Source organism: Blautia sp. MSJ-9, assembly GCF_018919065.1.
Taxonomy (GTDB): domain Bacteria; phylum Bacillota; class Clostridia; order Lachnospirales; family Lachnospiraceae; genus Blautia_A.
Window position 1 is genome coordinate 161,933 of the sequence record NZ_JAHLQG010000043.1, and the last position, 26,960, is coordinate 188,892.

Below are 26,960 nucleotides of genomic sequence, written 5' to 3' on the forward strand. Positions count from 1 at the left end.
GGCTTTACTGGAAAAAGGATAAAAATGTTGCTATCCTGAAAAAAACAATATATACTTTGCTTACTGTAAAATAACATGAGTTGAAATGATAAATGAAAAAATGGTTTCTGAGAATATTCTGCAGGATTTTCGCAGGATGCTTAGAAAACAGCAGTGACAACATGGAAAGTAACTGTAAAAGGAGTTGCACATGAGAAAAAACAAAAGAACAGCGAAATCTTTTATAGCGGCAGGCATTTTGGCAGGAGCTGTCTCGATAATGATGGCTTTTCCATATTATGTTCCGGCAGCACAGCAGAGCCTGTCCTCTGTCACAGAACAGGCGCAGATTCAGCCTATAGGTGACGGAAGCGGCAAATATATTATGAAGAGTGACGGATTCTACTGTCTGGATGTGAACGGTGCCAGAAGTACTCAGGCAGAGGTTCATTATTTTCACGATTATGAAATAGACGGAACAGTATTTGACGGATATTACTACCATGATACGGATGGTAAGTTTAAAGCCTGCAATCCACATATGGAACGTTTAAAAAGTGTTGCGGCATTTGAGAATAAGGCAGATGAAACAACAGAAGCAGATGCTCAGGCAGCGCAGACAACCCAGACTGCAGAGAAATTTGACGGATTCTATTTTGTAAATAATCTGGGCCGCCTGTCTGCAGCGCCACAGGTAAGATATATTGACAACCTGGCAATAGACGGGATTACTCTGAACGGCTACTACTATTTTGATGAAAATGGCAGAATGGTAACAGAGCCGGGGATCCATTCCCTTGAAATGAACTGTTATGAGATAAATTTTGATGGAAGTTACTATTTTGGCGGTATAAATGGAGCGCTGCTGCAGGAGAGTACCGTGACTTCAGATGGATTTATCGTAGACGATACAGGAAAAGTCCTGAATCTGGATAACCTGGGAATTGATAATCTCAAACCTCAGCTTGAGAACATCCTGTCCGGATATCAGGGAACCTGGAGTGTATATGTCAAAGACCTTAACGAAGACAAAGAAATCGTGATCAACGATACCCAACTGTATTCTGCCAGCCTGATCAAGGCCTTCGTAATGGCAAAAACATACCAGGATATGGAACAGGTAAAAGCAAATGAAGAGAAGAAGCTGAATACTACAGACGTGAAAACAGCAGAAGTGAAGCTGGATGATTTCTTATGGAATATGATCACGGTCAGCGATAACGAATCCTGCAACGAATTGGTGAAGCTTCAGACAGATGCTCTTGATTTCAAAAAAGGCGCTGAAGATATCAATAAATACCTGAAAAAAGAGGGCTACACGGAAACTACGGTACAGCATACTCTGCACCCGGCAGCTTCTGCGCAGGAGAGTCTGGGCGGCAGAAATATGACTTCCGTAAAAGACTGCGGCACACTGCTTGAGAAGATTTACAATGGAGAATGTGTCAGCAAAGAAGCTTCAGAAGCAATGCTGAATCTTTTGTCAAACCAGGAGAACACCTGGAAAATCCCGCAGGGACTGCCGGACGGGATCAAGTCGGCCAATAAGACCGGTGAAACAGATCAGGACCAGCATGATATTGCGATTATCTATGGAGAAAAGACAACTTATATCTTATGTGTAATGTCTGAGAACTGTCCGGAAGGTACTGCAGTGACAAATATACAGAACATTTCGAAGATTGTATATAATTACCTTAATTTATAGAGTGTCATGCAGGGGCCGGAAATAATGTAATTTACTACTGTCAGCCACATGCACAATGATTGATTTTTACTGGAAAATCATGTATAATACCAACGAACTATGCCTATAGAAAATTAAGTTTAATCAAGAAAGTCAGGAGGAAGAATTTAAATGCGAGTTGATGCGGACGATTTTGCCCGACCTTGCAGCTGCGGCAGGGAACACCAGATTGCAGTGAAAGAGATTTTGATAGAAGCCGGAGCAGTAGAGAAGCTTGAAGAAGAGATGTCAGAGGGAATGCTCAGAGAGTACATATCCCCGCTGGTCATCTGCGACACCAATACCTATGCGGCAACAGAAGAACTCATGGAGGATATCTATGACAGATGCCAGGTACTGGTCCTGGATGCAGAGGGACTTCAGGCAGACCGGCATGCAGTAAAAATTGTGGAGAATAACATGGAAGAGGATATTGACCTGATCCTTGCAGTAGGAGCAGGTACGATCCATGATATCAGCCGCTATATTGCACACAACTATAAAGTACCTTTCATTTCAGTGCCTACCGCAGCAAGTGGAGATGGATTTGTAACAACAGTAGCAGCAATGACCTGGGACGGAGTGAAGAAAACGGTACCGTCAGTAGCTCCGATCTGCGTATATGCAGACACGGACATTTTCTCAAAAGCACCGCAGCGCCTTACGGCAGCCGGAATTTCAGACCTGATGGGAAAATATATCTGCCTTGCAGACTGGAAGATCGCCAACCTGGTCACCGGAGAATATTTCTGCCGCGAAACTGTAAAATTGGAAGAGAAAGCGTTAAAAACTGTAAAATCTTCGATTCAGGATATTACAGAGGGAGAGGAAGATGAGTGTGAACAGCTTATGTACGCCCTGATCCTTTCCGGACTTGCCATGCAGATGATCGGCAATTCCAGACCTGCGTCCTGCGCAGAGCACCATGTCACACATTTATGGGATATGGAAGTGATCAATGGTCCGCTGGATGCACTTCATGGTGAGAAAGTTTCTGTAGCAGCACTCCTTGTACTGGAAGAATACAAGCGTATTGCCACAGCCATCACACAGGGAAGATGTCACGCGAAACCGTATGAGAATGAAGACGAGGAACTTCTGAAAGAAACCTTTGGAAAGAAAGGGCTTCTGGAAGAAATCACAAAAGAAAACGAGCCGGAACTTCTGAAAACGATTTCCCCGCAGCACCTGGAGGAATGTCTGGATGGAATTGCGGAGATCATCGACGAACTTCCGAATGAGCAGGATATGTTCCATATGCTGGAGAAAGCCGGATGTGCAAAAACTGTTTACGATATCGGACTTGATGAAGCGGCCGTTTTACCAAGCCTCAGACTTGCTCCTTATACAAGGAGACGATTAAGCTTATTAAGAATCAGCAAGATGCTGGAAATCAGAGGAGAATGATTATGCGTGTTGGAATGGGATATGATGTACACAGACTAACCGAAGACAGAGATCTGATCCTGGGCGGCGTAAAGATTGACTGGGAAAAAGGTCTCCTTGGACATTCAGATGCGGATGTGCTGATCCATGCAATAATGGATGCACTTCTGGGAGCTGCCGCGCTGGGAGATATCGGGAAACATTTCCCGGATACAGACCCTGCATATAAAGGGATTTCCAGCATTCTGCTGCTGGAGCATGTAACGAAACTTTTGAGAGAGCATCATTATGAGATTGGAAATATAGATGCAACGATCATTGCGCAGAAACCAAAGATGGCACCTCACATTCCACAGATGAGAACCAATATGGCGAAAGCAATGGGAATCGATGAATCTCAGCTGAATATCAAAGCAACTACAGAGGAGAAGCTGGGATTTACAGGAAGAGAAGAAGGAATCGCGTCTCAGGCAATCTGTCTTCTTAATGAAGTAAAATAGAATTACTGTTCACTTTGTATCTGGCAGCCAGATGTTTGCCAGATTGCAGAAGATTTGACCTGACTTTTATATAAAAACTCTATGAAATAATGAAACAATAGAGAAAACTGGAGGAATAAAACATGAAGCTTTTTAACACACTGACACGTAGAAAAGAAGAATTCGTACCTCTTGAAGAGGGAAAGGTTCGTATGTATGTCTGCGGTCCGACTGTATACAACCTGATCCATATCGGAAATGCACGTCCGATGATCATCTTTGATACGGTACGCCGTTATATGGAATATAAAGGCTATGAAGTAAACTATGTATCCAACTTCACAGACGTAGATGATAAGATCATCAAGAAAGCCATCGAAGAAGGCGTAAGTGCACAGGAGATTTCCGAACGTTATATTGCAGAGTGCAAAAAAGACATGGATGGCATGAACGTAAAACCTGCTACGACTAATCCGCAGGCCACACAGGAAATCGATGGAATGATCAATATGATCCAGACTCTGGTTGATAAAGGTTATGCTTATCCGGCAGCAGATGGTACTGTATATTTCAGAGTTAAGAAGTTCAAAGAATATGGCAAACTTTCTCACAAGAATCTGGATGATCTGCAGTCCGGCTTCCGTTCTCTGCAGGTATCCGGTGAAGACCAGAAAGAAGATCCGCTTGATTTCGTACTCTGGAAACCGAAGAAAGAAGGCGAACCGTCATGGCCGTCACCATGGTGCGACGGACGTCCGGGATGGCATATTGAGTGCTCGGTTATGGCTAAGAAATATCTTGGCGATGAGATTGATATCCACGCAGGTGGTGAGGATCTGATTTTCCCTCATCATGAGAATGAAATTGCACAGAGTGAATGCTGCAACGACAAGATTTTTGCAAAATACTGGATGCACAATGCATTCTTAAATATTGATAACAGAAAAATGTCCAAGTCTCTTGGAAACTTCCGTACTGTCCGTGAGATCAGCGAACAGTATGATCTGCAGGTACTTCGTTTCTTCATGCTGAATGCACATTACAGAAGTCCGTTGAACTTCAGCGCAGACCTGATGGAAGCTGCAAAGAACGCATTAGAACGTATCACAGATGCTGCCGCAAACTTAAAAGACAGAAAAGCAGCCGCACAGACAGAAACTGCAACAGATGCAGAGAAAGAACTGCTTGTACAGTCACAGGAATTTGTAAAGAAATTCGAAGAAGCCATGGAGGATGATTTCAACACAGCTGATGCACTGGCAGCAATTTTTGAACTGGTTAAATTTGCGAACACAAATGTATCTGAGGAAAGCTCCGCGGAATTCACCGGCGCACTTCTTGATACAATGGTGAAATTATGCGACGTACTTGGCCTGAAAGCTGAGAAGAAAGAAGAAATCCTCGACAAAGAAATCGAAGACCTCATCGCAGAACGCCAGGAAGCAAGAAAAGCAAAGAACTTCGCAAGAGCCGATGAGATCAGAGACGAACTTCTGGCAAAGGGAATTATCCTTAAGGATACCCGTGAAGGAGTAAAATGGAAACGAGCTTAAATGATATGAGTGAAACCAATGAACTTAATGAAGTGAATAATACTGTTGAGGCAGAACTGACAGGACTTGCGGAGCATTCAGACAAAAGTTCAGATAAAAGATTTTCTGAAGAAGTAAATTTAAGTGGTCTGAAAGGTTTACTTAATCAGGTGTTTCATTTGGAAGATAAAGATTTGCGAACCTATTCTCCACTGACATTGGCGTATATTGGCGACGGAGTCTACGAACTGGTGATCCGCACAATCCTTGTAAAAAAAGGCAACTGCCCGGTCAATCAGCTTCACAGAAAAGCCAGCAGTCTGGTCAAGGCAGGAACCCAGTCTTCCATGATGGAAGTGATCGAGCCGATGCTCACAGAGGAAGAACACAGCGTTTACAGAAGAGGAAGAAACGCCCATTCTCCGACAATGGCAAAGCATGCAACCATGGCAGATTACCGCAGGGCAACGGGATTTGAAGCTCTGATGGGCTATTTATATTTAAAAGATGATTTCAGCAGGATCATAGAACTGGTCCGTGCAGGAATTGGAGAGGATCAGATATGAGTGAACAGATAGAAGGACGCAACGCAGTCCTGGAAGCCTTTCGTTCCGGCAAATGTGTAGATAAGCTGTTTATCCTGGACGGATGCCAGGACGGCCCGGTCCGCACCATTGCCAGAGAGGCAAGAAAAAAAGATACAATCATTAACTATGTGGCAAAAGAACGTCTGGATCAGTTAAGCGAGACAGGTGCACACCAGGGTGTGATCGCTCAGGTGGCAGCCTATGAATATGCAAGCGTAGAGGATATCCTTGCAAAAGCAAAGGAGAAAGGAGAAGATCCATTTATCTTTATCCTGGATAATATCGAAGATCCTCATAATCTCGGTGCCATTATCCGTACAGCAAACCTTGCAGGAGCACACGGCGTGATCATTCCGAAGAGAAGAGCAGTGGGTCTGACATCTACAGTTGCCAAGACTTCTGCAGGCGCATTAAACTATACACCCGTTGCCAAAGTTACCAATCTGGGACATACTATCGATGAACTGAAAGAACAGGGCATGTGGTTTGTATGCGCAGATATGGGCGGCGAAACCATGTATAACCTCAATCTCACAGGGCCGATCGGTGTAGTGATCGGTAACGAGGGTGAAGGCGTAAGCAGACTGATCCGTGAGAAATGCGATTTCGTGGCGTCCATTCCTATGAAGGGTGACATTGACTCCCTCAACGCATCAGTAGCAGCCGGCGTACTTGGTTATGAAATTGTACGTCAGAGACTGCAGAAAAAATAATTACTGTTCACTTCGTGCCCGGTAAAACACTTCGCGGGATATTACCAGTGAGCAATAATAAAAATTATTCCACAATATTGTTATGCTATAAGAAGCCCTCTGGGCGAAAAATTTCTTGTAGATTGCAGTTTGTTATAACACATATGTAGTGTGTTTCAGGATAAACTTAAATGATAGAGAGATTTTCAGAAAAACGGAAGGTTCGAATTGATGAAACAGTATGACGGAATTAAAGATGAAGAATTAATATCACGTTTCAAAAACGGGGAATCAGAAATCCTTGACTATCTGATGGAGAAATACAAGAACATGGTCCGTAAGAAGGCAAGGACCATGTTCCTGATAGGCGGAGAGAATGATGACCTGATACAGGAAGGTATGATCGGACTGTTCAAAGCAGTCCGCGACTACCAGCCAGACAAGGATGCAGCATTCCAGACATTTGCAGGCATATGCGTAGACAGACAGATATATAACGCCATCCAGAGCTCCAACAGACAGAAACACCAGCCGCTGAACTCGTATATTTCCCTCAGCGAACAGGACGGAGAGAATGAAGAACATCTTGGCGACACCTGGGTAGAGAATCCCGAGTCGATCATCATCGACCAGGAAAATGTCCAGAGCCTGGAACAGGAGATCACCACCACCCTAAGTCCAATGGAAAATCAGGTTCTCGAATACTATCTTGCAGGAAACGGCTACGGAGAGATTGCCCGGATCATGGGAAAAACACCCAAATCCATAGACAACGCCCTCCAACGCATCCGCACCAAGATCAAAGAACAACTGGAACAACTACAAAAATAAAATCATCAGAATATATTTTCTGTAAAAAATTTTCTACAAAATGAAAAAGTTAAAAAATAGGGATTGACAACACGAACAAGTTCTGGTAACATATCCAAATGTGAGCGGCAAGTCCGACACGATGCTGATGTGGCTCAGAGGTAGAGCACTTCCTTGGTAAGGAAGGGGTCACGGGTTCAATTCCCGTCATCAGCTTTTTTTATTGCTAAAAATAAAGGATTACAAGTAGTCAAAAACAAAGACTGTTTGTGATCCTTTTTCTATTTAAAGATTTGCCGTTGTTGAATGGACTATTTGAGATAGCTTACTGTCAGAAGTGAAGGAATACTAGAAGTATACTTTTAAGGAAAATTATAAAATATAAAGATATATACAAAATGAAAGATATAATGTTTAAAGGCCTGCATATGTTGGTATATATAGAAAATATTCTAATGATGGTGGAAATTCTTACAAATATGTAATACAATAGTGTAAGTAAAAATATTATATTTAATGATATTAGAAATAAAGTATAAATGGAAAAAAGTTAACTACAAGGAGCATGATGACAAGATTTAATGATATCTTATAAAAAGAGAGGATAATAGTATGAAGAGGACAGTATTGGCTTTTTTAGTTGCAAGTACAATGGTTGTAAATCCGTTCATTGTGGTGAATGCAGCAGATTTTTCAGATAGCGTAGGACAAGAAACAGACTTGTGCATTTACTCAGTGCCCGAATCTTGAGAATGTGACATTATCATCAAGCATAAGAAAGCTTGGAGCTAAAGCATTTTACCAGTGTACATCCATCAAGACTCTGAAGATTAATGGTTCTACTCTGGAATATGTTGGAAAGAAAGGACTTGCAGTTAATAAGTCAGTAACTCTGAAATTGCCGAAGAAATCTTACAGCACATATCAGAAGCTGATAAAAGCAAGTAGCATTTATGCTAATACAAAATTTGTAAAATTCTAATACAAATATGTAATAGGAGCAAGGCCAGGGTGAATATTCTGGTCTTTCTTTCTGAAATATAATAAACTTGTAAAATGAGAAAAGCCCAAGGAGCTTGCCGCTCCGAGGGCTTTCAGTTTTGACTTTTGCCAGATTATTATTTCTTTCAATTGGTATTATAACATATAAAAAATGGAGAGCAACAAGCTTGTAAAGTTTTGTTATGCAGAAGAAGCATAATCCATAATGAAAATCTTGCTTGCAATCTGCTCAAGACGATCTAAGATATCTTCAATTTTTTCAAGCACAGATGCAGTAAAAAATTCTTCTCCACATTGATCACATTTCATACATGGAACATTTTCAATAATAACATAGCAATTTTTCAGGTGTGCAAAGTATGTGGTTGTAGATTGTTCCATAGTACCATTTTTACAAGTTAGGCATCTCATTTTAAAGTCTCCTTTCTTGTTTTATAATCAGATTCCCATTTTTCCGGATCAGGGAAATATGCGGTGATGATCCGGCTGCCGGTTCCTTCATCGCTCATAACTACATGGATGATTTTATTATCCACAGAATAGCCGAAAATTAAACAACTGGGGAATGGATAATCATCTGGATATTGTTCGATAATTTCACCATCCATAATGGCATGACGAATATCTTTTATCTTGATTCCTCTTTGGCGACAACGCTCGGAAGAATGTTGTGTCATTAAAACTTTATCTTCAGTGTAGTAAGATTGTAGAGTTTTAATTTCTATCATAATGACAATATCCCTTCTTTGGATTTACAGTTATATATGTACTGTAAATAATATTATAACTTAGCTATCCGGAAAATTCAACAGACGCCAATACCCTGAACTGGAAGTTTAAACGCCAAATATTGAGCTTTTGAGCATAAAATAAGGCTTATCACTATAGTGGAAACGGTTGACAGATGGAATTTCCAATGATAATATAAATTCATTCGACATAAAAAATATTCAGTTGTATTTTTTATATATAGATATGTGAAAAACACTGTAAAATACGACAACAGGAGGGAAGAAGATGGAGAACGAAACAGTTTCCAAGAATTTTATTGAGAATATTATTGATAAAGATTTAGCAGAGGGTGTTTATGACACCGTGCATACACGTTTCCCGCCGGAACCGAATGGATATCTTCATATCGGTCATGCGAAATCTATTCTTTTAAACTATGGTCTTGCACAGGAGTATAACGGCAAATTCAACATGCGTTTTGACGATACAAACCCGACCAAAGAGAAGAGCGAGTTTGTAGAATCCATCAAAGCGGATATCAAATGGCTTGGTGCAGACTGGGAAGACAGACTGTTCTTTGCATCTGATTATTTCGACCAGATGTATGAAGCTGCTGTAAAGCTGATCCAGAAAGGAAAAGCTTATGTATGTGACCTGACAGCAGATCAGATCCGCGAATACCGTGGAACTCTTACAGAGCCAGGAAAAGAGAGTCCATACAGAAACAGAAGTGTAGAAGAGAACCTTCAGCTTTTCGAGGAGATGAAAGAAGGCAAATACGCAGACGGAGAGAAAGTACTCCGTGCCAAGATTGATATGGCATCTCCGAACATGAACATGCGTGACCCGGTTATCTATCGTGTTGCCCATATGACACACCACAGAACAGGCGACAAATGGTGCATCTATCCAATGTACGACTTCGCTCATCCGATTGAGGACGCAATTGAAGGAATCACACATTCCATCTGTACTCTGGAATTTGAGGACCACAGACCTCTGTATGACTGGGTTGTAAGAGAATTGGAATACCCGCAGCCACCGAAGCAGATCGAGTTTGCAAAACTGTACCTGACAAACGTTGTTACAGGTAAACGTTATATCAAGAAACTGGTAGAAGAAGGAATCGTAGACGGATGGGATGACCCACGTCTGGTTTCCATCGCAGCACTGCGCCGTCGTGGCTTCACACCGGAATCTATTAAGATGTTCGTAGAACTTTGTGGTGTATCCAAAGCAAACAGTTCTGTTGACTATGCAATGCTTGAGTACTGTATCCGTGAGGATCTGAAACTGAAACGTCCGCGTCTGATGGCGATCCTTGATCCGATCAAGCTTGTGATCGACAACTATCCGGAAGGCGAAGTAGAATATCTGGAAGCTCCGAACAACATGGAGAATGAAGAACTTGGTACCCGTAAGATGCCATTCGGCAGAGAACTCTACATCGAGAGAGAAGACTTCATGGTAGACCCACCTAAGAAATATAAGAGAATGTTCCCTGGCACAGAGGTTCGTCTCATGAACGCATACTTCGTAACCTGCACAGGATATGAAGCTGATGAAGATGGAACTGTACGTGTTGTACACTGTACTTATGACCCTGCAACAAAAGGCGGCAACGCACCGGACGGCAGAAAAGTAAAAGGAACCATCCACTGGGTAGAAGCAAGCCAGGCAGGAAAAGCAGAAGTACGTCTCTACGAGAATATCGTAGACGAGGAGAAAGGTGTATACAACAAAGAAGACGGTTCTCTGAATGTAAACCCGAATTCCCTGACAAAAGTGACTGCATATGTAGAGCCTGCATTGATGGAAGCGAAAGGTTACGACAGCTTCCAGTTCGTAAGAACAGGATTCTTCTGCGCAGACATCCATGACTCCAAAGAAGGCGCACCGGTATTTAACCGTATCGTATCTCTTAAGAGTTCATTCAAACTGCCAAAAGCATAAATAAAAAATAGACCATCTCATCCGGCGCTATACCAGATAAGATGGTCTTTCTTTTTTGTTGAATCCAAGAAAATAATAAACAAAGAGTGGGATTATTCTTCTGATTCAGATGCAGCGTCAATAGTTTCTTCAAAATGAGATGGCTCATCAGCGTCTTCTGCATCTTCAGCTTCTTCCTCTGCATCTTTGATTTCAACTTCTGTAGCTGTATCCTTAGTTTCTGAAGTTTCGTCCTCAGCCTGCTCACCAGCGTGTTCTTCCCATGCCTGGAAATCTTCAGCAACTTCTTCAGCTTCAGTACTTTCCTCAGCTTTTTCTTCTTTTTCATCATTCAGATCAAAATCATCAAAATCGTCTTCAAAATCGAAGTCTTCCTTGCAGGAATTTTTCTTAGCAACAAGTGCAGCTATAGCACCTGCAGCAGCTGCTGTAAGAGCACCTACTGCTACAAAACCCCAATATTTATTAATTTTAGCCATGATAATCGTAAACTCCTTTCAGATATTCTCCTATTTCTGCGAATATAATACAGGTCACTGACCAGTCCGTTCGTAATACTTCCGGTCAGCTATAGGTTATCCTTATTTTAATACTTTTTATCATAAAAGAAAAGCAAAACTTTAAAAAGCAAAACTTTTGCTGAAAGCAGTTGCATACCAAAAAGATACACGGTATACTATGACAGGAAAGAAGAGGTTATTTATGAAGAGAATTATTTTGGCATCTGCCTCACCCAGACGGAGAGAATTGCTGGAGCGGGCAGGCGTGAATTTCGAAGTGATACCTGCATCAGGCGAGGAGAACCGTACCTCAGATGATCCGAAAGAAGCTGTTCAGCAGCTTGCCAGAGACAAGGCGGTTTCTGTTATGCACACAGTAGAAGACAGTGAGGACGGAACCATTGTGATCGGATCTGACACAGTAGTTGTGTTTGAGAACATGATCCTTGGCAAACCTCACGATACAGAGGATGCAGTAAATACATTAAAAAAACTTCAGGGAAATACCCACCAAGTATATACCGGCGTTTCCGTATGGGAGAAGAAAGCCGGAGTCTGGACGGAACACACCTTTTATGAGAGCACAGACGTGACTTTTTACCCAGTATCAGATGAAGAAATCCGGGCATATGTTGCGACTGGAGAGCCGATGGACAAAGCCGGAAGTTATGGCATCCAGGGACTCTTCGGAATCTATGTAAAAGGAATCTGCGGAGATTACAATAATGTGGTAGGACTTCCTGTTGCCAGATTATTTTACGAAATGAAGAAATCAGGAATTGACTTGAGAGGATGACAAAAGATGATTAAGGCATGTATATTTGACTTGGATGGAACTCTGGCAGATACGCTGGATTCCATGGCATATGTGACCAATATTATTATGGAAAAATTCGGATTAAAAACACTTCCGGTCGATAACTTCAGATACTACAGCGGTGAGGGCGCAAACATGTTGATCCGCCGTGCGTTGAAAGATGCTGGTGATCCGGAACTGACTCATTACGAAGAAGGACAGAGACTTTACAGAGAAATGTTTGCAGCAGATCCGATGTATAAAGTAGTACCTTATGAAGGAATGCCGGAAACATTAAAAGAACTGAAAAAGCATGGAATGAAACTGGCAGTCTGCTCCAATAAACCGCATCCTGCAGCAGTGAAAGTAATCGCACAGCTTTTCGGAGAAGAATTCGATATGGTTGTTGGTCAGAGCGATGCCATCCGCAGAAAACCTGCACCGGACGGTCCGTTAATGGTAGCTGAGAAATTTGGCGTAAAACCGGAAGAGTGCATGTATGTAGGCGACACCAGCACAGACATGCAGACCGGAAAAGCAGCAGGAATGTTTACAGTCGGTGCACTCTGGGGCTTCCGTGACCGTAAGGAGCTGAATGAAAACGGTGCAGACCTGGTAGCAGAGAAGCCGGTCGATCTGGTAAAAATATGCGAGGAACATGGAAATGATTAAGCTGATCGCAAGTGACCTGGATGGAACATTGCTTTTGAATAAGGCACAGTCTTTACCCGAAGAAATTTTTCCACTGATCAGACAGTTAAAAGAATTGGGAATTATGTTTGTAGCGGCCAGTGGACGGCAGTATCCGAACATGACCAAACTGTTTGCGCCTGTTGCGTCGGAGATTTCCTACATTTCCGAAAATGGAGCGTTGGCAGTAGACCGTGGGGAAGTACTGTATCAGGATTCCTTTGACAGAAAACTGGCAGAGAAGATCATCTCTGCGATCATGGCAAAGAAAGATGCTGAGTTTACATGTTCTGCAAAGGATTATCACTATCTGATGCCTAAGACTCAGAAGTTCCACGATCATATGTTATACGAAGTGAAAAACGAATGCAGATTTGTGAACAGTATGGATGAGATGACAGATCCGATCATGAAACTGGCGGTATTTGAACCGGGCGGCATTACCGATGAGTCTGTAAAATACTGGACAGGAAATTTTGGAAAAGACTGCGTTGTCGTGACATCCGGAAATGAATGGATCGATTTCGTACCGTTTGGTACAAACAAGGCAAAAGGAATCAGGGAATATCAGAAGCGATATCATATTTCGCCGGAGGAATGCGTGACATTCGGAGACGAATATAATGATATAGAAATGTTAAAAGCAGTAAAATATGGCTTTGCCATGGCTCATTCCAAGGAGGGGGTACGGGCAGCAGCGTCCTATGTGACAGAACGCGTTGAACCGTTCCTTGAGAAACTGATCCGGGCAAAGGGAAACATTGAGGAGGTAATTTAAGATGTACACAGAAGAATGTATCAATACTTTTCTGGAGAACCAGGAACAGCTCTTTCCACAGCCGGTAGCAGAATCCTATGAAGCAGCAGAAGCCTTTCTTGAGGATTGTATGGCACAGGTAGTGGACTCTATTGAAGAAGTCAGAGAATATCTGGAAGAAGCAGGTGCTGATGTAGACGGAATGTCAGATGAAGAACTGGAAGATGCCAGTGAAGTCTTTGCACTGCCAGATGGTAAATACCTGATCGTAGAGGGATAATATTAAAAAATACGTAATTTGTACCGGCGGTCCCTAAGTCAGAATAAAAAAATTCTGACCTGGGGAGCCGGTATTTTTATGTCAGTGGAGGACGGTGTCGCTGAAGCAACTTGACACAGGTAGAGAATCCAACGGGCAAGATTCTTTCGGGTGAAGAAAATACAGATTACATTTTCATGGAATGCGATGCTATAATAGCTTTATGCAGAGAATGAAAGGACTACCGCTATCTGTTGCAGACAGAATGCATGCGAACAGAAGCGGAACATCAGAAATTTATTATACAGAAAAAGGAGGACGACAGATGGAGAGAAGGAGATTTCTCGCAATCGTAATGACTGTGCTGATGGTTATTTCTATGATTCCATCCATGGTTTTTGCGGCAGCTCCGTCAGGAGAGCTGGGTGGTAAGCTTAAGATTAAGGGGCTTGCAGCTGTAGGAGTAAGTCTGAGCGCAGATTACTCAAAAATCACACCGGAGGGAGTGACTGATGAAGATTTTACTTTTTCATGGTCAAGACAGACGGATGACAAGCAACTGACACAGGTAGGTACTGAGAAGACTTACACGATTACTCAGGATGACCTGGGATATAAACTGGTGCTTGATCTTACACCAGTAGATGGCAGTGTACTTACAGGCACACTTACAGCGAAGACCTTAGAAGTTGTTTCTACAGAGGAAGAAGCTAAGGCAGTGGCAGAGCAGACTCCAGAGGAAGGTGCTTTGTTGGAAGAAACTACAGATGAAACGAATTATGAGAATGCAGATGAGACAGACAATACAGAGGAAACTGACGATTCCCAGATGAAGATCTATACAGAAGATCAGCTTCAGATAGATGAGAATGGAAATGTACAGACAGATGAATCTGACAAAGGAAGCGAAGAGCCATATGAAGCAACAGCTACAGTAGATGGCAGCGAGGACCAGATCTGCGATTTTGGAACAATCGGCAGTGATACAGAAGATTTAGAAGCTCAGTTTGTCAAGATTACCAATACTGGAAGCGAGACACTGAATTTTCTGGCAATCAGTCCGGAGCATTTTATGGCAGAAGATATAGAAGAACCGTTGGAACCAGGCGATTCCATAAATGTATGGGTACAGCCTCGTAAGGGATTGGATGCAGGAGACTATGATGATATGGTCACATATCAGACAGAGGAAGGTACAGAGGTATCTTTTGAAGCAAAAGTATCTGTAGAAGGTACAGGAGATGCGACAGATGATGAACAGGATCCTCTTGATAAAGTTACAATGGATGATGCAATCGATACTGCATCAGATTTGAAGTCCAATGGAGCTTCTGAAGAAGGCGACAGTGACCAGACAGATAACGTTGAAACTCCATCCACAAAGGATGATGCAGTTGTAAATCCAGATGAAGAACCGGACGCAGATAATAATGCAGATGCAACTCTGGAAGCACAGTCTCTGGATGCGAATACAGGAAGCCTCAGTTTCAGCGATATTGAGGAGAACTATACAACAGCTAATGAGACACTGTCTGTAACAATAACAAATACAGGAGACAGTACGGTTACTTTAAAAGTTCCACAGTCAGAATATTTCGATATTATGGCAGAGGATGGAAGTGAAGCAGTATCCGGTGCACAGATTGCCAAAGGGGAATCTGTGATGTTTATGGTACACCCGAAGGCCGGACTTGTGAAAGGTAATTACAGCGATACATTGATCTTTTCCAGTGAAGAGGATTCAGAGGTTGCTGCGCAGGTAACAGCAGAAGTTTCTGTAAAAGAAGCACAGCAGGAACAGATCACAGAAGTGCAGACAGATCCTGCAACTATTAATTATGACAGCCTGAAAGAAGGTTATGACACTCCTGAAAGTACAACAGTGACACTTACGAATACAGGAAACACAACCGTATCGCTGATTCAGCCGACAGCAGAGAACTTTAATATCGGAGATCTTACTGCATCTGTTTTGGATCCGGGAGATACTGCATCCTTTACAGTAACACCTGTAACTGGTCTTACAGTAGGAAGTTACGTGGACAGTATCCAGATCATGCGGAACAATGATAACGGAGAACAGGAAGTTTTGACAACAGTAAATGCAGCGATCGCTGTTTCGGAAGTGGAAAAAGTCTACAAATTATCTGTAAACCCGACAGCTCTGGATTTCGGAAATACAAAGGCTGGATACAATGAAGCGCCGAAGGCACAGAAGGTTACAGTAACAAATGAAGGAAACACAAATGTGACATTATATGCGCCATCTGCTTCTAACTTCAAAATCGGTAAACTTTCCGCAGCAGAACTTGCGCCGGGAGAGAGTTGTACATTTAAGATCCGTCCGAAAGATGGACTGGAGGCAGGTTCCTATACGGAGACGATCACAATTGACAATGAGCAGAATATCAGTGCAAAAGTCAATGTCAGCTTTACTGTAAAGGCAGTACGTAAGGCAAAGATCGCGGACCCTGCAGATAATAAGATCACAGGAATCAGCTCAGATGGATATACCACACAGTCCAAGATCACTTTCACAGCAGTTGGAGCAGGTATGGACAATGAGAGTCCTGGAAAAGGTGATGTCCGTTACGTGCCATATAACTGGAAAGTTATCAATACAAACAGTTGGAGCAGTGCACCTTATACAGCAGCATTTGGAATTACAAAAGCAGGAACTTATACTCTGACAGTTGTATTTGACCAGCAGAAGTATAATGGAAGTGAGTGGGAGAATACCGGAGAACAGGATACCAAACAGGTAAACTTCAATATTACTCAGGCCCAGACTGTTACAGCAACTCCAACTCCACAGCCAAACGGAGCAACGACAAAATCCGCAGTAAAAACAGGTGATAATACTCCGATTGCACCATTCGTGCTTATCCTGGCAGTTGCAGTCGGATGTATTGCAGGCGTTGTAATCTATAAAAAGAAAAATAAATAGAAACAAATTGTTAGCACTCATTTTAAATGAGTGCTAATTTTTTCTTGACTTTTGAGATAAATGGTATTACTATATCTCTCAGAGATGCAACTTATGGAAGTCAGAAGCTATTTTGAGGGAGAAATAAAAGAGAGTAGTTTTGACATCCAACTGTTAGAGTGTGTTTGAGAAATTCAAATACACTCTAGAGCGTGCAGATTGCGGGAATGTTTTTTCAAACACGCTCTAAGACAAGTAGGAAAGCAGTGAATTGACAGAAAAAAGTTGCAGCAAATGTATCTGTTCAGTATCTTGCGAAATAGCAGATCGCTGAATAGTTACCAGTAAATACCTATAAAATAAAAAGGAGTGTGGACAGCATGGCTGTAAAACATGGAAGTTTATCAATCAACAGTGAAAATATTTTCCCGATTATCAAGAAATGGTTATATTCCGACCATGATATTTTTGTAAGAGAGCTGGTTTCCAATGGATGCGATGCTATTACAAAACTGAAAAAGCTGGAAGTAATGGGAGAGTATTCTTTCCCGGAAGGTTATAAACCAGAGATTCAGGTAATCGTAAATCCTGATGAGAAGACTCTGAAATTTATCGATAATGGTATTGGTATGACTGCTGAAGAAGTAGAGAAATACATTACCCAGATTGCTTTTTCCGGCGCAACTCAGTTCCTTGAGAAATATAAAGACAAAACAACAGATGACCAGATCATCGGTCATTTTGGACTTGGTTTTTATTCTGCGTTCATGGTAGCAGATGAAGTACACATTGACACTCTTTCTTATACAGAAGGTGCACAGCCTGTACACTGGACCTGCGATGGCGGAACAGAATATGACATCCAGGAAGGAAACAAGAACACAGTTGGTACAGAGATCACACTGTTCCTGAACGAAGACTGCCTGGAATTCGCAAATGAATACCGTATGCGTGAAATCCTTGAAAAATACTGTTCCTTTATGCCGGTTCATATTTATCTTTCCAAAGCAAATGCACCACAGGAATATGAGACAATTGATGAATCTGAATTAAGAGACGATGATGTAGTTGTTGAACATATTCATGAAGATGCAAAGACAGAAGAGAAAGAGAATGAAAACGGCGAGAAAGAAGTAGTTGAAGTTTCTCCTGCAAAGGATAAAGTAAAGATTAACAAACGTCCGGTTTCTATCAGTGATATTAATCCTCTTTGGATGAAACATCCGAATGAATGCACAGATGATGAATACAAAGAGTTCTACCGCAAAGTATTTATGGATTACAAGGAGCCGTTATTCTGGATCCATCTGAACATGGATTATCCGTTTAACTTAAAAGGTATCCTGTACTTCCCGAAAATCAATACAGAATACGATTCCATTGAAGGAACTATCAAACTGTACAATAATCAGGTATTCATCGCAGACAATATTAAGGAAGTAATTCCTGAATTCCTGCTTCTGCTCAAAGGTGTGATCGATTGTCCGGATCTTCCACTGAACGTATCCAGAAGTGCACTTCAGAACGACGGATTTGTACAGAAGATTTCTGAGTACATTTCCAAGAAGGTAGCAGACAAGCTGACTGGAATGTGCAAGACAGATCGTGAATCTTATGAGAAATACTGGGATGACATCAGCCCATTTATCAAATATGGCTGCATCAAAGACAGCAAGTTTGCAGAGAAGATGGGAGACTATGTACTTTTCAAGAACCTTGATGGCAAATACCTCACATTGAAAGACTGTATCGAAGAGAATAAGAAAGAAGACGCAGAAGCTCAGACAGAAGAGAAGAAAGAAGATACAGCAGCAGACGAGAACAAGGATGCACAGGAAAAAGAGCCTGAGAAGACAATTATCTTCTATGTAACTGATGAAGTTCAGCAGAGCCAGTACATCAATATGTTTAAAGAAGCAGGAAAAGACGCTGTTATTCTGAAACACAACATTGACAGTGCGTTTATTTCAAGCCTTGAGCAGAAACATCAGGATGTACAGTTTAAACGTATCGATGCTGACTTGACTGAGGAAATGAAAGGCGAAGGTACTACTGACGAAGAAACAGTAAAAGCACTGACAGAACTTTTCCGTAAGAACCTTCACAAAGATAAACTGGAAGTACGTGTAGAGAATCTCAAGAATGAGAGTGTATCTGCAATGGTGACACTTTCTGAAGAGAGCCGCCGTATGCAGGATATGATGAGAATGTACAATATGTATGGAATGGATCCGAACATGTTTGGCGGACAGGAAACACTTATCCTGAATGCAAATCATCCTCTGGTTAAATATCTGGCAGAGAACAAAGAGTCTGACAAAGCTCCGGTAATCTGCGAGCAGTTATATGACCTTGCAATGATGAGTCACAAACAGCTTTCACCTGAAGAAATGACCAAGTTTGTTCAGAGAAGCAATGAAATTCTTCTAATGATAGCAAAATAATTGAGAGTGCTGTGTGCCAGTGGTGCATGTTTAGCATCGATCATAGTGAACGAAGATATAATGTAAATTTTGAAAAAGAGTGGTCTGGAAGAACAATCTGGACTGCTCTTTTTGAATTGTAAGTATTGACAAATGTCTTATAAATTTTTATGATTAATTTGCTGATATATATGTCGAATTCATGGAAAATACAATGACATCCCAACAATAAATGTCGTAACTCTTCTTTACATTATCAGGAAATGTGTGTAAATAAGTGAGAACTCCAGACCTGTGATAATACTGGTATGGAAAGTTGGGAGGAAAGATATATGGTAGAAGTATATGGAATTATTAGAAAATTAGGAGCAACATCAAAGTACAAGGGTTATTATTATGTTGCAGATGCTGTAAAAATGGCACAGGGAATTCATGAACGTCCTGTGAAAGTTACAAAAGATATTTATCCTGCTATTGCAAGAAAATATAAATCAACACCATCAAATGTAGAGCATAATATAAGGACATTAGTAAACTTATGCTGGGTGAATCATAAAGATACACTGGAAGAAATCGCCGGATGTACAATGGTGGATAAGCCTACTAACAGTGAATTTATAGATATTCTGGTTTACTACCTGCATTACGGGCAGAAGACAGCAGTCAATGACTAGATAGATTACAGTTTTTCGCAGGAAATGTGATGACTGGAGAAAAAAGTAATCAGGGAATCGTCCCAGAGATGTTCTAGGCGTTTGTCCAGACAGAAAGAAGCATAAGAAACACCTGTTGTACACAATAATGCCTGATTTTTATATTGAATATTCAGATAAAAATTGCGGACAGGAATATCTGTGACAGAGCTTTCGTTCTTTAGCAGAGCCAGTGTCTGATTATGAGAGAGCTCAAATACGATTTTAAAGTTTAAAGGAGTACGCCTGCCGCGTATGATAGAGAAACAGTAGGCCTTTACATTTTCCCATAGAGAATATTCCGCAGACTTTTCAAGTAGCGAGGTTTTTGCTTCTGTATCAAAAAAATCGTATTGAAGTTTACCGTCGATTGTAAATGTATTGAAGGTTGTAATGGTTGCTTCAACAAAAGAAAAGCAATCAAATACTTCACCAAGCAGGAGCTTATTCATAAAATCTTTGATATCAATAATTTTTAAAGCAAGCATATAACACCTCTCTGACGACACATTTCTGATTATTTTTTTCATGGATTCAACAGCGCTCCCTGCAAGAATGCGAGGAGCGTTTTTTATTATAAATCACTTTTAAAAAAAAGAACAGAGTTTTTGAGAAAAAGTCTTTTCAAACGTAGATCAGTATGATAATATATATCTGGTATTGAATACTACATATAATGGAAAAGAGGACGATATAATTGAGATATAAGATTGTCATAGATAGTTGTGGAGAACTTTTAGATGAATGGAAGAACGATGAACGTTTTGAATCTGTTCCGCTGACACTGATGGTGGGAGCAGAGCAGATCATAGATGATGAAACATTTAATCAGGCAGATTTCCTTAAGAAAGTAGTTGCCTGCCCGGAGTGTCCGAAATCAGCCTGCCCGTCACCGGAGAGATATATGAGAGCATATGACTGCGAAGCAGAACACATTTATGCAGTAACATTATCATCTGAATTGAGTGGATCTTATAACAGTGCATTACTTGGAAGAAATCTTGTGCTGGAAGATCATCCGGAGAAGAAGATCCACGTATTTAATTCACGTTCCGCATCCATCGGTCAGTCACTGATCGGGATGAAGATCCAGGAATGCGAAGAAGCAGGAATGAGTTTTGAGGACGTTGTAGAAACAGTAGAACATTACATTGAAGGGCAGCATACATTTTTCGTACTTGAAAATCTCGATACATTAAGAAAGAATGGCCGTCTCAGCAAGGTAAAAGCTTTAGTTGCAAGCGCACTGAAGATCAAACCAGTTATGGGATCCACAGATGAGGGAAGTATCTGTCAGCTGGATCAGGCCAGAGGAATGAACCGTGCTATGATCAAAATGGTAGAACAGGTCATTGAGAAAACCCCTGACAGCGCAGACAAGACACTGGCTATCAGCCACTGCAACTGTCCTGCAAGAGCTCAGGTGCTTAAAGAAGCCTTTGAAGAGAGAATGAAACTTGCGAAGATCATAGTTCTCGATACAGCGGGTGTCAGCTCTATGTATGCAAACGATGGTGGCGTGATCGTTGCTGTATAAGCAGATCTTTTAGCTGTGAAAGTTTTCTGATGATGACGTGATATGCAAAAATACGAGAATGGATTAACTATTTTCTTTTGTAAAAAAGTGTGCTATAATCAGAAAATACGAAATATTGATGCAAAGGAGATCTATCATGAGCCAGAAGAAAGTCGATGCTTATAAGGTCAGAAAAGGACAGAGAAGCAAAGTAGACAAAAAAGAAAGAATGCTTTTTGGACTGGAAATGTTTGCCTGGGCATTTATTTGCGTTGTAATTGTTGGATGGATTGGCTATTCTGCATATGTAAAAGTAACAGGAGCCAAGGAGAGCGTGGTTCAGAATACAGTAATGGATACTACTGCACTTGATAACTACATTTCAAATCTGTCAACAGACACAACAGATAATACCGACAGCACAGACGCCGATACTGCAGATACAGATGAAGAAGATACAACCGCTTCTGCAGACGCGGACAGCGAAGATGCAGCCGCAGCAGACACAACCGCAGATACCTCTGAAACAGATGCTGTGACAGAGACAGAATCTGCAGACACAGAAGAAGCAGCTGACGATACAGAAGCAGAAGATGCATCAGATGATACTGCAGCCGCAGATGATTCTGAAACAGATACAACAGATTCCGCTTCAACAACAGACAGCACAGATGCTGAATAAAATTAAATGAAATCAGATAAGTCCCCTGCCGTGATTACGAAGAGTGATAAGCAGAGGACTTATTTATTATCTATAATTATAAGAAGAAATCCCGCAGGCAGGATTTGTTGCTGAAATAAAAAAATCCCCGGATGATCCAGGGATTTTTTGAGGTTTAATCCGTATAGAAAAGTGCGGAATTCAATCCTCTGTCGTTAACAAAAATTATAAACAGTTATGAATTATAATTTTGTAACGTTTGCAGCCTGCATGCCACGAGCGCCTTCTGTTAAGTCGTATGTTACAGCCTGGCCTTCTTCAAGGGATTTGAATCCTTCACCATTGATAGCGGAGAAATGTACAAATACGTCTGCACCGTCTTCACCAGTGATAAATCCGTAACCTTTTTCTGCGTTGAACCATTTTACAGTTCCCTTGTTCATGTTGTTACCTCCATAAAAAATAAAAAAATTATATAGTTTCTGGCAAATAAAAAATCACCAGATTTTACAGATTATATACTGTTATATAATCTCTAAAAACCAGTGACTATACATTAAATAATCCAGATATGAATTGATTATATCTCCCGTATTTTGAATTGTCAAGCAAAAAAGACTTGGCGAAAGCAAAAAAAGGACTTTATAAAACGCATGGTTTCGTGTATTATGTATATCAGAAAGTTACTGCCTGTAACCGGCTATTCTATGAAGTACATAAGAAAGAGCCGGACAGACAGCAGCAATATGTAAATTATGTAATATCAAGGAGAGAGGAACTGCTTTTAAGATATTAACAGGATGCATCAGACCACAACGAAGGGAGAGAATTACATGGGTATTCTGATTCGTGGCGGACGTATCGTAGATGCGGCCACTGATACTGATAAAAAGGGCGATATTTATCTGGAAGATGGAGTGATCACTGACATCGGTGATAAACTTGAAGTAAAGGACAAGAGTGACAGAGTGATAGATGCGAAAGGATGCCTGGTCATGCCGGGACTGATCGATCTTCACGTACACTTCAGAGATCCGGGTCAGACACAGAAAGAGGACATAGAGACGGGCTCCCAGGCAGCAGCCAGAGGCGGAGTGACAACTGTAATTGCCATGCCGAACACTACACCTGTCATCGACAATCCTGACCGTGTAAATTACGTACATAACAAAGCCGCACAGCTTGCAGGAATCCACGTACTCCAGGCAGGCGCCATCACACAGGGCGAGAAAGGTCAGGAACTTTCCGACATTGAAGGAATGGTAAAAGCAGGAATACCTGCACTTTCCGAAGACGGCAAATCTGTTATGAACACTATGCTCTGCAAAGAAGCTATGGAAGTGGCAAAGAAATTAAACGTACCGATCTTTGCACACTGCGAGGATATCGACCTGCGCGGTGACGGATGCATGAATGATGATGAAAATGCAAAGAGACTCGGACTTCCGGGCATCTGCAATGCAGTAGAGGATGTGATCGCAGCCAGAGATATTCTTCTGGCAAGAGAGACAGGCGCAAGACTTCATCTCTGCCACTGCTCCACAGAGGGCGTTGCGAAGATGATGGAGATCGTGAAAGAAGAGGGACTGGACAACATCACAGCAGAAGTTTGCCCACATCATTTCATCCTTACTTCCGATGATATCAAAACAGACGATCCGAATTACAAAATGAACCCGCCTCTCCGTACAAAGAAAGACGTTGATGCGCTGATCAAAGGCCTGAAAGATGGTTCATTCAAAGTGATCAGCACAGACCACGCACCGCACGCAGTACCTGAAAAGACAGGCTCTATCCGAAACGCAGCATTCGGTATTGTAGGAGTTGAGACAAGCTTTGCCTTATCCTACACAGCACTGGTAGAAACAGGAATCCTCACACTCACACAGCTAATCGAGAAAATGAGCTGGAATCCGGCACAGATCCTCGGCAGTGACAGAGGAACTATCCAGAAAGGCCATCCTGCCGACATTGTCATCGCAGATATTGACCATGAATATAAAATAGATAAAAACGAATTTGCATCCAAGGGACGCAACACACCATTTGACGGATGGAAAGTAAAAGGAAAAATCCTTTATACGATCTGCGACGGCAAAGTGGTATATCAGAACGCCTAAAGAGGGTAACTGTTAAGTATCTGGCAGAATAGCAGACTGCTGAACAGTTACAATTAATTCTATAGAATATCAACATTCAGGAGGAAATACTCATGATCAACAAACTTATCGAAAAAATCCAGAAAACAAACGCTCCTATCGTAGTAGGACTGGATCCAATGCTTAACTATATCCCACAGCACATCCAGCAGAAAGCATTCTCAGAACTGGGTGAGACCTTAGAGGGTGCAGCAGAAGCAATCTGGCAGTACAATAAAGGAATCGTAGATGCAGTCAGTGACCTGATCCCTGCAGTAAAACCACAGATCGCAATGTACGAACAGTTCGGCATCCCGGGCTTAATGGCATACAAGAGAACTGTTGACTACTGTAAAGAAAAAGGTCTTGTGATCATCGGTGATATCAAACGTGGTGACATCGGTTCAACATCTGCCGCATATGCAGTAGGCCACCTTGGAAAAGTTCAGGTAGGAAGCAACAAAATCGCAGGATTTGACGAAGACTTCGCAACTGTAAATCCATACCTCGGCTCAGACGGTGTAAAACCATTTATCGATGTATGCAAAGAAGAGAACAAAGGTATCTTCGTACTTGTCAAAACATCCAACCCGTCCAGCGGTGAATTCCAGGACAGAATCATTGACGGACGTCCGCTTTATGAGTGGGTTGGTGAGAAAGTTGCACAGTGGGGCGAAGAGCACATGGGAAATGGCTACAGCTATGTAGGGGCAGTAGTAGGTGCAACCTATCCTGAAATGGGAAAAACACTCCGTAAGATCATGCCGAAGACATTTATCCTTGTACCTGGATACGGTGCACAGGGCGGAAAAGGCGCAGACCTTGTACACTTCTTCAATGAAGATGGACTTGGTGCGATCGTTAACTCTTCCCGTGGAATCATTGCAGCTTACAAGCAGGAGAAATATGCTTCCTTTGGTGGATTAAACTATGCAGATGCATCCCGTCAGGCAGCAAAAGACATGATCGAAGACATCAGCAGCGCTTTAAACAATCGCTAGGAGGACAGCATGAGCGAGAAGAAAAGAGAAATCTGCACCATCGTAAGCCAGGAGAGCATCGGTGCAGGTATTTACAGCATGTGGATCCAGACAGACAAGATCGCAGCAGATGCGAAACCGGGACAGTTTGTATCCCTCTATACAAATGATAGATCAAAGATTCTGCCGAGACCGATCAGTCTCTGTGAGATTGACAGGGAGAACGGCAGACTTCATCTGGTATACCGTGTAACCGGAGAGGGAACCGGAACAGACGAATTCTCCAGACTGAAAGCAGGAGACACTATCCCTGTACTCGGACCTCTTGGAAATGGTTTTTCTGTAGAGAAAGCCGAGGGAAAAAATGTATTTCTCATGGGCGGAGGAATCGGTGTTCCTCCGATTCTGGAGCTTGCAAAACAGATGAAATGTGAGAAGAAACAGATCGTAGCCGGATACCGTGACTGTCATACATTTCTGAGAGAGGAATTTGAAGCAGCAGGAATTCTCTACATTGCCACAGAAGACGGCAGTGTGGGAACAAAAGGCAACGTTATGGATGCGATCAGAGAGAATGGCTTAAATGCAGATATCATCTATGCATGCGGTCCGACTCCGATGCTCCGTGCGATCAAGAACTATGCCGAAGAAAACGGAATCGAATGCTATATTTCCCTTGAGGAACGTATGGCATGTGGAATCGGCGCCTGCCTTGCATGTGTGTGCAAGTCCAAAGAGAAAGATGCACACAGCAATGTGCATAACAAGAGAATCTGTAAGGACGGCCCGGTATTTCTTTCTACGGAGGTGGAAATCTGATGGATATGAGAGTAAATATTGCCGGCGTAGAATGGAAAAATCCGGTAACAGTAGCATCCGGAACTTTTGGTTCGGGAGCAGAATTTGCTGATTATGTAGATATTAACAAACTGGGTGCAGTGACAACCAAAGGTGTAGCCAATGTTCCGTGGGCAGGAAATCCAACCCCACGTGTGGCAGAAGTTTATGGCGGTATGATGAATGCCATTGGTCTGCAGAATCCTGGCATTGACCTTTTCTGCGAGAGAGACATTCCGTTTCTGAAACAGTATGACACCAAGATCATTGTAAACGTATGCGGTCATGCACCGGAAGAATATCTGGCAGTCGTAGAACGTCTGGCAGACCAGCCAATCGACATGATGGAAATCAATATCTCCTGTCCTAACGTAAATGCGGGATTTCTTGCATTTGGTCAGGATGCACATCATGTAGAAGAACTCACAGCCCAGATCAAAAAAATCGCAAAGCAGCCGGTGATCATGAAATTAACACCGAATGTTACTGATATTACTGAAATCGCCAAAGGTGCAGAAGCCGGCGGTGCAGATGCGGTGTCCCTGATCAATACCCTGACAGGAATGAAGATTGATATCAACAGAAAAACATTCGCACTTGCAAACAAAACAGGCGGTGTTTCCGGTCCGATCGTAAAACCGATCGCAGTCCGCATGGTATACCAGGTAGCTCAGGCAGTCAATATCCCAATCATCGGAATGGGCGGAATCTCCTGCGCAGAGGATGCCATCGAATTCATCCTTGCAGGTGCCAGTGCAGTATCTGTCGGCACAGCAAACTTCCACAATCCTGCAGTGACACTGGAAGTCGTTGATGGAATCGAAGCATACATGAAAAAGAATGGCTTTGAATCTGTTAAAGATATGGTTGGCATTGTAAAATAGAAATTACAGTAGAGACCAGTTCA

The 26,960-nt window shown here is 42.0% G+C and carries 28 protein-coding genes, 1 tRNA gene and 1 pseudogene; 25 read left to right on the plus strand and 5 right to left on the minus strand.

Features of this window, described 5'->3' with window-relative positions; genetic code table 11:
• The first annotated feature begins 190 nt into the window (after nt 1–190).
• From KQI87_RS12350 to KQI87_RS12390, 9 genes and pseudogenes are all read left to right on the plus strand, one after another.
• Nucleotides 191–1,687: a serine hydrolase gene (locus KQI87_RS12350; protein ID WP_216460404.1), complete on the plus strand. Its 1,497-nt coding sequence runs from the start codon at nt 191–193 to the stop codon at nt 1,685–1,687.
• A 150-nt stretch (nt 1,688–1,837) separates the two neighbouring features.
• On the plus strand, nt 1,838–3,112 hold the full coding sequence (locus KQI87_RS12355; protein WP_216460405.1) for a sn-glycerol-1-phosphate dehydrogenase: 1,275 nt from the start codon (nt 1,838–1,840) through the stop codon (nt 3,110–3,112).
• Between the two features lie 2 nt (nt 3,113–3,114).
• A complete protein-coding gene (gene ispF / locus KQI87_RS12360) occupies nt 3,115–3,591 on the plus strand; it encodes a 2-C-methyl-D-erythritol 2,4-cyclodiphosphate synthase (protein ID WP_216460406.1) in 477 nt (158 codons plus the stop codon).
• A 122-nt stretch (nt 3,592–3,713) separates the two neighbouring features.
• Complete coding sequence (gene cysS / locus KQI87_RS12365) at nt 3,714–5,123, plus strand: cysteine--tRNA ligase (protein ID WP_216460407.1); 1,410 nt, start codon at nt 3,714–3,716, stop codon at nt 5,121–5,123.
• Nucleotides 5,124–5,251: 128 nt separating this feature from the next.
• Nucleotides 5,252–5,668: a Mini-ribonuclease 3 gene (locus KQI87_RS12370; protein WP_216460446.1), complete on the plus strand. Its 417-nt coding sequence runs from the start codon at nt 5,252–5,254 to the stop codon at nt 5,666–5,668.
• Nucleotides 5,665–6,402, plus strand: a complete 738-nt coding sequence (rlmB, locus tag KQI87_RS12375; RefSeq protein WP_019161073.1) for a 23S rRNA (guanosine(2251)-2'-O)-methyltransferase RlmB — start codon at nt 5,665–5,667, stop codon at nt 6,400–6,402. The genes KQI87_RS12370 and rlmB overlap by 4 nt, the downstream gene beginning before the upstream one ends.
• Nucleotides 6,403–6,612: 210 nt before the next feature.
• A complete protein-coding gene (gene sigH, locus KQI87_RS12380; RefSeq protein WP_216460408.1) occupies nt 6,613–7,212 on the plus strand; it encodes an RNA polymerase sporulation sigma factor SigH in 600 nt (199 codons plus the stop codon).
• Nucleotides 7,213–7,335: 123 nt separating this feature from the next.
• A tRNA-Thr gene (locus tag KQI87_RS12385) sits at nt 7,336–7,407 on the plus strand.
• 517 nt (nt 7,408–7,924) lie between these two features.
• Nucleotides 7,925–8,173: pseudogene (locus KQI87_RS12390) on the plus strand (leucine-rich repeat protein); the annotation flags it as partial.
• 200 nt (nt 8,174–8,373) lie between these two features.
• On the opposite strand, the gene KQI87_RS12395 reads toward KQI87_RS12390, so the two are convergent.
• Together KQI87_RS12395 and KQI87_RS12400 are read right to left on the minus strand one after the other, a co-directional pair.
• A complete protein-coding gene (locus KQI87_RS12395) occupies nt 8,374–8,604 on the minus strand; it encodes a type II toxin-antitoxin system MqsA family antitoxin (protein WP_216460410.1) in 231 nt (76 codons plus the stop codon).
• On the minus strand, nt 8,601–8,921 hold the full coding sequence (locus KQI87_RS12400) for a DUF4258 domain-containing protein (RefSeq protein ID WP_216460411.1): 321 nt from the start codon (nt 8,919–8,921) through the stop codon (nt 8,601–8,603). Before KQI87_RS12400 ends, KQI87_RS12395 begins: the two co-directional genes overlap by 4 nt.
• A 289-nt stretch (nt 8,922–9,210) precedes the next feature.
• On the opposite strand from KQI87_RS12400, the gene KQI87_RS12405 reads away from it, so the two are divergent.
• Entirely contained in the window at nt 9,211–10,878 is a 1,668-nt protein-coding gene (locus KQI87_RS12405; RefSeq protein ID WP_216460412.1) for a glutamine--tRNA ligase/YqeY domain fusion protein, read from the plus strand.
• A gap of 92 nt (nt 10,879–10,970) precedes the next feature.
• Here the strand turns inward: KQI87_RS12405 and KQI87_RS12410 are convergent, their stop codons facing one another.
• On the minus strand, nt 10,971–11,357 hold the full coding sequence (locus tag KQI87_RS12410) for a hypothetical protein (protein WP_216460413.1): 387 nt from the start codon (nt 11,355–11,357) through the stop codon (nt 10,971–10,973).
• Between the two features lie 223 nt (nt 11,358–11,580).
• Here KQI87_RS12410 and KQI87_RS12415 point away from each other — a divergent pair, with 223 nt between their 5' ends.
• The 8 genes from KQI87_RS12415 to KQI87_RS12445 all read left to right on the plus strand — a co-directional run bounded on the left by KQI87_RS12415 (nt 11,581) and on the right by KQI87_RS12445 (nt 19,903).
• A complete protein-coding gene (locus KQI87_RS12415) occupies nt 11,581–12,174 on the plus strand; it encodes a Maf family protein (protein WP_216460414.1) in 594 nt (197 codons plus the stop codon).
• Between the two features lie 6 nt (nt 12,175–12,180).
• On the plus strand, nt 12,181–12,846 hold the full coding sequence (locus KQI87_RS12420) for an HAD family hydrolase (RefSeq protein WP_216460415.1): 666 nt from the start codon (nt 12,181–12,183) through the stop codon (nt 12,844–12,846).
• The gene (locus tag KQI87_RS12425; RefSeq protein ID WP_216460416.1) at nt 12,839–13,642 is read left to right on the plus strand and encodes an HAD family hydrolase; all 804 of its coding nucleotides are present in this window, start codon (nt 12,839–12,841) and stop codon (nt 13,640–13,642) included. Before KQI87_RS12420 ends, KQI87_RS12425 begins: the two co-directional genes overlap by 8 nt.
• Before the next feature lies 1 nt (nt 13,643).
• Nucleotides 13,644–13,901, plus strand: coding sequence for a glyoxalase (locus KQI87_RS12430; protein ID WP_216460417.1), 258 nt, complete (start codon nt 13,644–13,646; stop codon nt 13,899–13,901).
• 304 nt (nt 13,902–14,205) lie between these two features.
• On the plus strand, nt 14,206–16,827 hold the full coding sequence (locus KQI87_RS16645; protein WP_253292507.1) for a hypothetical protein: 2,622 nt from the start codon (nt 14,206–14,208) through the stop codon (nt 16,825–16,827).
• A gap of 191 nt (nt 16,828–17,018) precedes the next feature.
• On the plus strand, nt 17,019–17,081 hold the full coding sequence (locus KQI87_RS17570; protein ID WP_442860618.1) for a hypothetical protein: 63 nt from the start codon (nt 17,019–17,021) through the stop codon (nt 17,079–17,081).
• Nucleotides 17,082–17,186: 105 nt separating this feature from the next.
• Nucleotides 17,187–19,250: a molecular chaperone HtpG gene (htpG, locus tag KQI87_RS12440; protein ID WP_216460418.1), complete on the plus strand. Its 2,064-nt coding sequence runs from the start codon at nt 17,187–17,189 to the stop codon at nt 19,248–19,250.
• A gap of 311 nt (nt 19,251–19,561) precedes the next feature.
• Nucleotides 19,562–19,903 carry a sporulation initiation factor Spo0A C-terminal domain-containing protein gene (locus KQI87_RS12445; protein WP_216460419.1) on the plus strand — a complete coding sequence of 114 codons (342 nt, stop codon included), beginning with the start codon at nt 19,562–19,564 and terminating at the stop codon, nt 19,901–19,903.
• A 5-nt stretch (nt 19,904–19,908) separates the two neighbouring features.
• Here KQI87_RS12445 and KQI87_RS12450 read toward each other — a convergent pair whose 3' ends face one another.
• Nucleotides 19,909–20,409, minus strand: coding sequence for a DUF5721 family protein (locus tag KQI87_RS12450; RefSeq protein ID WP_216460420.1), 501 nt, complete (start codon nt 20,407–20,409; stop codon nt 19,909–19,911).
• Nucleotides 20,410–20,618: 209 nt separating this feature from the next.
• On the opposite strand from KQI87_RS12450, the gene KQI87_RS12455 reads away from it, so the two are divergent.
• Together KQI87_RS12455 and KQI87_RS12460 are read left to right on the plus strand one after the other, a co-directional pair.
• Nucleotides 20,619–21,458, plus strand: a complete 840-nt coding sequence (locus KQI87_RS12455; RefSeq protein ID WP_216460421.1) for a DegV family protein — start codon at nt 20,619–20,621, stop codon at nt 21,456–21,458.
• Between the two features lie 136 nt (nt 21,459–21,594).
• On the plus strand, nt 21,595–22,119 hold the full coding sequence (locus KQI87_RS12460) for a hypothetical protein (protein WP_253292508.1): 525 nt from the start codon (nt 21,595–21,597) through the stop codon (nt 22,117–22,119).
• 221 nt (nt 22,120–22,340) lie between these two features.
• Here KQI87_RS12460 and KQI87_RS12465 read toward each other — a convergent pair whose 3' ends face one another.
• Complete coding sequence (locus tag KQI87_RS12465; protein WP_008705499.1) at nt 22,341–22,541, minus strand: cold-shock protein; 201 nt, start codon at nt 22,539–22,541, stop codon at nt 22,341–22,343.
• A gap of 176 nt (nt 22,542–22,717) precedes the next feature.
• On the opposite strand from KQI87_RS12465, the gene KQI87_RS12470 reads away from it, so the two are divergent.
• The 5 genes from KQI87_RS12470 (at nt 22,718) to KQI87_RS12490 (ending at nt 26,937) form a co-directional block, all read left to right on the plus strand.
• On the plus strand, nt 22,718–22,894 hold the full coding sequence (locus KQI87_RS12470) for a hypothetical protein (RefSeq protein WP_216460423.1): 177 nt from the start codon (nt 22,718–22,720) through the stop codon (nt 22,892–22,894).
• Nucleotides 22,895–22,931: 37 nt separating this feature from the next.
• On the plus strand, nt 22,932–24,218 hold the full coding sequence (locus KQI87_RS12475) for a dihydroorotase (protein ID WP_216460424.1): 1,287 nt from the start codon (nt 22,932–22,934) through the stop codon (nt 24,216–24,218).
• Nucleotides 24,219–24,310: 92 nt separating this feature from the next.
• Nucleotides 24,311–25,237 carry an orotidine-5'-phosphate decarboxylase gene (gene pyrF, locus KQI87_RS12480; protein ID WP_216460425.1) on the plus strand — a complete coding sequence of 309 codons (927 nt, stop codon included), beginning with the start codon at nt 24,311–24,313 and terminating at the stop codon, nt 25,235–25,237.
• 9 nt (nt 25,238–25,246) lie between these two features.
• Nucleotides 25,247–26,035 (plus strand): dihydroorotate dehydrogenase electron transfer subunit, encoded by a 789-nt coding sequence (locus KQI87_RS12485; protein ID WP_216460426.1) that lies wholly within the window; start codon nt 25,247–25,249, stop codon nt 26,033–26,035.
• A complete protein-coding gene (locus KQI87_RS12490; RefSeq protein ID WP_216460427.1) occupies nt 26,035–26,937 on the plus strand; it encodes a dihydroorotate dehydrogenase in 903 nt (300 codons plus the stop codon). The genes KQI87_RS12485 and KQI87_RS12490 overlap by 1 nt, the downstream gene beginning before the upstream one ends.
• Nucleotides 26,938–26,960 lie beyond the last annotated feature (23 nt).